We start from the raw sequence: 4,555 nt of genomic DNA on the forward strand, positions 1-4,555 counted from the left end.
CTATCTCTTTACCATAATTTTGAAAGCTGAGTACTCAGTTCTTTCAAACACTTAAGGAGGATGGGATTAAACTGACCGCATTGCCCATCCAGGATCATTTGAATCGCTGTATCATGATCAAATGCTTTCTTGTAACACCTTTCACTGGTGAGTGCATCATAAACATCAACAATCGATACCACCTGCGCGGAGATTGGTATCTCTTCACCTTTTAAGCCATCCGGATAGCCCTTTCCGTCCCATCTTTCATGGTGCCACCTGCAGATTTCCCATGCGGTATGTACCAGTGGATGATCTTGCGGAAAGTCCATATCCTTAATTATAGCTGCACCAAGCTCACTATGGGTTTTCATAATTTTAAATTCTTCATCTGTAAGTCTGCCTGGCTTATTCAATATTTCTTCCGGAATACGAATCTTACCAATATCATGAAGGGAAGAAGCAGTTGTAATCAAAGCAATATCTGCCTCTGTCAAAGGATAAGCATCTGTTAATTTTACCAGTTGTCTCAGCATCATCTCCGTTGCTGTTTTAATATGCAGGATGTGTTCTCTGCTCTCGCTGTTACGGGATCCCAATATATTACTCATAATCCGGATCATGATATTATTATTTTCTTCTTTTTCGTAAACCTGATCATAAACCACATTTATCAGATGCTTTTGATTCATATAGAGGTCCAAGGTATTCTGAACTCTTTTCTTTACAATCACAGAATCAAACGGTCGTGTGATATAATCTGTGATTCCCAGTTCATATGCCTTACGCATAGTATCAACAGCATCTTCAGAAGATATCATGATTACAGGAGTTTCAGCAATACACTGGCTTCTTTTCATTATTTTCAAGACTTCAAAACCATTCATCTGTGGCATATTGATATCTAAAAGCATCAGATCAATTCCAATATTTTCTCCTATCATCTGGATTGCCTGATTTCCGTTTTCGGCTTCCAGATAGTTATAAGCATCTCCAAGAATCTCCTTCAATATGTCCCTGTTAAATTTTGCATCATCTACAATCAGGATTTTTTGTCTTTTATCCATATTTTTTATTACCTTTATCCACTCGTTTTTTATGATGTTCCAAGCACTTGATCCAAGACAGAAAGTCATGTCGCATCACTTAATGCTACAGTCCCTTCTTTATTCCTTCAATCGTCATCTCATATACTTCTGGTACTTTTTCCAATGCCTGTTTTAACTGTATATAACTCTGATCTTCAAGGAACTTTAATGTAAATCTCCGAATCAGTGCTTCGCTGTGAAGGCGCCCCAGGACATCTTCATAGTTTCCTCCAATAGCTTCATAGCACTCTCTCATTGTCATATTTTAGTCCTGTCAATTGTATTCCACTAATTCATGAACCTCTGCTAATCAATTATGATACATACCTTATAATCGTTTTTATAACTTCATCAATCACAATCGGCTTTGACAGATGTGCGTTCATTCCTGCATCCAGCGATGCCTGAACATCTTCTGCAAATGAATTAGCTGTCATTGCTATAATAGGAATGTTTTTTCCATCCGGTCTGTCATTCATTGCCCTGATTGCTTTTGCTGCTTCATAACCATTCATTTCAGGCATCATGATATCCATCAGTATTACATCAAATGTGCCTTCCGGATGATTTCTGAAAATCTCAACAGCATTCTTTCCATCCACAGCTCTTTCTACATTCATCCCGAACTCTTCCAACTGCACGGCAGCAATCTCTGCATTCAGTTCATTATCCTCTGCAAGAAGGACATTCACACCTGTAAGATTCACCTTTTCAGAAATACCTGTGTCTGACTTATTACATTCCTTATCTGTAATTTCCAAAGGAATATCCACAGTAAATGTGGTTCCCTCATGCTTTTTACTCTGCACGGAAATGGTTCCACCCATCATATCTACATACTTCTTTACGATAGCCATCCCCAGTCCAACTCCATGGTACTGCGTTCTCACACCGGAATCTTCCTGTGCAAATTCCTCAAAAACTTCTTTTGTAAATTCATCACTCATGCCAATACCAGTATCCGAAATGCGGTAATGCATATTTATATATCCATCCCCGCCCTTTTCCTGACACCGGGCTTCAAATGTAATCGTCCCTCCATCCGGAGTGAACTTCACGGCATTGCTCAGAATATTGACCAGCACATCACGCAGGCGTGCAGGATCCACAAGTACATTTGGAATCTTTGCTTCTTCACGCTGAATCTTAAAGTTGATATCCCTGTTCGTAAGAAAGCCTTTTGTAATATCCAATGCAGAATCTGTAATGTTTTTCACATCCGCCGGTACCGGATTGTATTTCACTTTTCCACTTTCGATGCGGGTCAGATCTAATACATCATTGATCAGCGACAGTAAATGCTCTGAGCTTTCGTCAATCTTTTCCAGACAATTTTTCACTTCGTCTGACGGATTGTTTTTCATTGCAATACCGGTAAATCCTATGATTGCATTCATCGGTGTCCTCATATCATGGGACATATGTGACAGAAATGCTGTTTTTGCCTTGTTTGCAGCCTGTGCATGCTCTGCCAGTTCCGCCATTTCCTCAGCTTTCTCCTGGTCCGCCTTCTGAGCTTTTTTTCTTGCACTGAGACGCACCATTGTCACAGCCATAGTAGTCAGCAGCCATCCAAAAATAAGAAGAACCCAAACAGTAACAGCAGGATGCAGACGGATCCAGTCAACAAATGTCAGCTCTGTTGCTTTGTATGTGGTATACTGTGCTGCAAGATCTTCAACAAGATTTTGGGGCATGGCATACATTGCTTTCGTCAGAATACCAGCCAGCGCATGGTTCTCAGTTGATGAAATTACCATGCGGTAGGTGAATGTAGGCTGTTCCAGCAGAGTATATGTCATGGTGCCCGTAGTGTCACTGTTCAAAAACGCCTGTGCCATGTAATAGTAGACGAAGGCAGCATCTGCTTTACCCTCACGGACAGCTTCCATCATTTCCTGTCGGGTACTGCACATCAGTTTTTCTGCACCGGGTGCCATTGCATCTTCAATTGAATTTGATGCTGTCTGGTCAACAGTAGTAACAACATTAATTTTTCCATCAAAGTCACGCCGTGTCACCCTTGCCAGCTGCATCGTAATGAAAGGTGCAGTAATCCCCCATTTTTTCGTCTCAGCATAGTTATCTGTTTCCAGGCGCGCATCGATGCTCATATCTGTGGTTTCCTTATTTTTCTGATAGGCAATATACTCATCTCTGGTGGCAGGTGTAAGAAACTTATAGGAAATCCCGGCATAGTCTGCAATTTTCCGGAAGTAATCCGGGATAATACCCTTCATCTCACCATTTTCATTATAAGAATATGGATAACGGGTCGGATCACACAGAACATGAAGCGGGTTGTCCTTGGAATACTGTGAAATAATACTTTTTTCTTTCTCCGTATATTCCAGATTCTTAGTTTCTATGCTTTCATAATTTTTATTATAAAGTGTCGTTTTCCAGTCACCCTCAACTGCATTCATCTGGTCGATTGCATAATTGATCTCATTCAGCAATTCTGTATTACCTTTTTTAACAATGACATAGAAATCGCTGCTGTCAAATTTATCCACGATACGCTCATTATTTGTTTTTCTCATAGAAGTGGCAGCAATAGCATCAACATTTCCGCTCTGAAGAGCTTCCTCCATCTCTTCTGTCGTATCAAAATAAAATGGATCATATGTAAATCCTTTATTGCCTGCAAAATCCGCAAACTCTTTATCTCGTGTGCTTCCGTTCAAAAGTGCCACACGCATACCGTTGTAAGTACTGTAATTGCCATCCACAATCGTACTGTTGTCACTGCGGACGGTCAGAATCCCATTATTGGTTCCGATCGGACGTGAAAAATCAAACTTTTCTTCTCTTTCCGGTGTTTTGCGGGGAGATGTTACCATATCAATCTCGCCATCTTCAAGCATCTGCTGCATATCATCCCAGCTCTTATCATATCCGATATATTCGTAATCTACATCCCAATAACGGGCCATCAGCCGAAGAAAATCATAGCCATACCCACTGCGGTTGCCTTCTTCATCCATCACATGATAACCATCCATGGCAAAGAAACCGACTTTGACAGTTTCATGCTGCGAACTGTCCTCGGCTGCATATGCAGTCTGGGGAGAAAATATCATACACACGCATACAAAAGCCAGTAATACTGCCACATATTTCTTTGCTCTCGAAATCATATTAAATCTCCTGTCTGTCAAATATATTTCTCTATACATCTCCTGGTTTAATAAAATTGCACTGCCGCATCAAATCCATTTGTCACTGTTCAATAACCTGCGGTTCGGTACCCCCCCCACCGGATTTTATGCTTCTGATCGTCTTTTCCAGTACCTTCATCTCAACCGGTTTTGAAACATGTGCATTCATACCGGCTGCCAGAGAATGCTGAATGTCCTCCGAGAATGCATTGGCAGTCATGGCAATGATTGGAATCTTCTTTGCCAGTTCATGGGAGCTTCTGCGGATTGCCTTCGTTGCATCATAACCATTCATAACAGGCATCTGCACATCCATCAGGATCATGT

The 4,555-nt window shown here is 41.0% G+C and carries 3 protein-coding genes and 1 pseudogene; all 4 read right to left on the reverse strand.

What is annotated here, in order from left to right:
- Positions 1-14: 14 nt before the first annotated feature.
- Positions 15-1,046 (reverse strand): annotated as a pseudogene (locus AC075J_RS03560) (HD domain-containing phosphohydrolase); the annotation flags it as partial.
- Between the two features lie 85 nt (positions 1,047-1,131).
- The gene (locus AC075J_RS03565; RefSeq protein ID WP_118331513.1) at positions 1,132-1,329 is read right to left on the reverse strand and encodes a hypothetical protein; all 198 of its coding nucleotides are present in this window, start codon (positions 1,327-1,329) and stop codon (positions 1,132-1,134) included.
- Positions 1,330-1,381: 52 nt separating this feature from the next.
- A complete protein-coding gene (locus AC075J_RS03570; RefSeq protein ID WP_476390011.1) occupies positions 1,382-4,207 on the reverse strand; it encodes a transporter substrate-binding domain-containing protein in 2,826 nt (941 codons plus the stop codon).
- An 82-nt stretch (positions 4,208-4,289) separates the two neighbouring features.
- On the reverse strand, positions 4,290-4,555 hold a 266-nt coding region (locus AC075J_RS03575; RefSeq protein WP_476390012.1), incomplete at its 5' end, for a response regulator.

This window comes from Blautia sp. ZXY-1-C6 (genome assembly GCF_056339875.1).